The organism is Salipiger sp. HF18 (assembly GCF_011806505.1).
GTDB lineage: Bacteria > Pseudomonadota > Alphaproteobacteria > Rhodobacterales > Rhodobacteraceae > Salipiger > Salipiger thiooxidans.
In genome coordinates, this window is sequence record NZ_JAATOS010000719.1 from 1 (window position 1) to 1,544 (window position 1,544).

A 1,544-nucleotide genomic window follows, 5' to 3' on the forward strand; every position below is an offset into this window, starting at 1 on the left:
GTGCCACGACGATGGCGGCGACGGCAAGGACAAGACCCGCGAGCACGGTGTAGCGCATCTCGTGCACGCTGAACTCGAAGGCGCCGAAGATGGCGGAGCGGCCGACGTCCCGCGCCGAGGCTCCGTCTTCGCGCAGGAGCCAGGCGACGCCGAAGGCCACGTGGTAGAAGACAAGGTTCATGAAGTAGGCCACCGAGGGAAAGGCGAAGAGCAGCTGCTTCCACAGCGCCGGGCGGGTGAGCATCGACAAGAGGCGGACGTAGGTGGCCCAGATCGCGATCGCGATAAAGATGAAGGCCACGTTCATGAAGCTCTTCAGGAGCCATAGGTTGTGCAGCCCGTTGGGGCTGTCCGAGCCCTCGTCGGCGTGGATCGAGGTCAGCGCGTAGTCGAAGGTGACATCCCAGCACAGGATGATGAATGGCAGGAACAGCCAGACCAGCCCGAGGATGTCGGTGCGGATGCGTTTCCGCTTCGCGAAGTTGTCGTAGAAGATGTCGACCCGCACGTGGCTATTGGTGGTCACCGCGTAGGCGATGCCCATCAGCACCGCGGCGCCGTAGAGCCACCATTGCAGGTCGTCCATCCAGGCCTGGTTGTGGCCCAGCTGGCGCAGCACCACCTGGGCGCAGATCACCAGCATCAGGATCGGAAAGAGCCATGCGGCGACGTTGGACACCCGCACGACGAAGCGGTCACCGCGGTTGTGTTCGGCGCGTCCGATCTCTCCGGGATCGGAGATCGCGGCCACGAACTCTTCTGGCTCGGCCATTGCGCCTGCCTCCTTTGCGCAAAATCAGAAGCGCCGGGGCGGACGGGACCGCCCCGGCAGCTGTCATGACGGATGCGGAATTACTGGTTCGCGACCGAGTTGTAGGGACGCGGCAGGTAGATGTTGTTGGACCAGAGCTTGTAGTCGCTGCGGAACCCCTGCAGGTCGTCCCAGACCTCCTTGAAGAACGCATCCTCGGCGGCAAGCTCGGCGGCCACTTCCAGCCACGCGCTCTCGAAGGCCTGGAGCTGTTCCTCGTTCCAGTTCTTGATCTCGACGCCGTGCTCCTCGACGTTCTCCTTCATCGCGGGGAAGTTCTTGGCCTCACCCTCGGCGAAGTTGTCGGCCAGGTTCGCCATGCAGGCGATCTCGATCTGGTTCTGGGCGATCTCGTCGAGGCTCTCCCAGCGGTCCTTGTTGATCAGCAGCTCGAACATGGTCGAGGGCTGGTGCCAGCCGGGGAAGTAGTTGTACTTGGCGATGTTGTAGAAGCCGAGGCTCGCGTCGACCAGCGGCCTCGAGAACTCGGTCGCGTCGATGGCACCGCGCTCGAGCGCCGGGAAGATGTCGCCGCCCGCGAGCAGCGAGGTCGACACGCCCAGTTTCTGCATGACCTCGGCGCCGAGGCCGAAGAAGCGCATGTTCAGGCCCTTGAGATCGTCCGGAGAGTTGATCTCCTTCTTGAACCAGCCGCTGGTCTCGGGGGCGTACATGCCGCAGAGGATGACCTTCACGTTGTAGCCGTTATCGTCGTACATCTGCTGGAAGTACT

General features: G+C 63.1%; 2 protein-coding genes. Both read right to left on the reverse strand.

The features are described 5' to 3' along the window. The coding region (locus HC022_RS26255; protein ID WP_167454340.1) for a TRAP transporter small permease subunit at positions 1-772 on the reverse strand (772 nt) is incomplete at its 3' end. Positions 773-852: 80 nt separating this feature from the next. Beyond that, positions 853-1,544: TRAP transporter substrate-binding protein (locus tag HC022_RS26260; RefSeq protein ID WP_368484826.1), on the reverse strand; the 692-nt coding region annotated here is incomplete at its 5' end.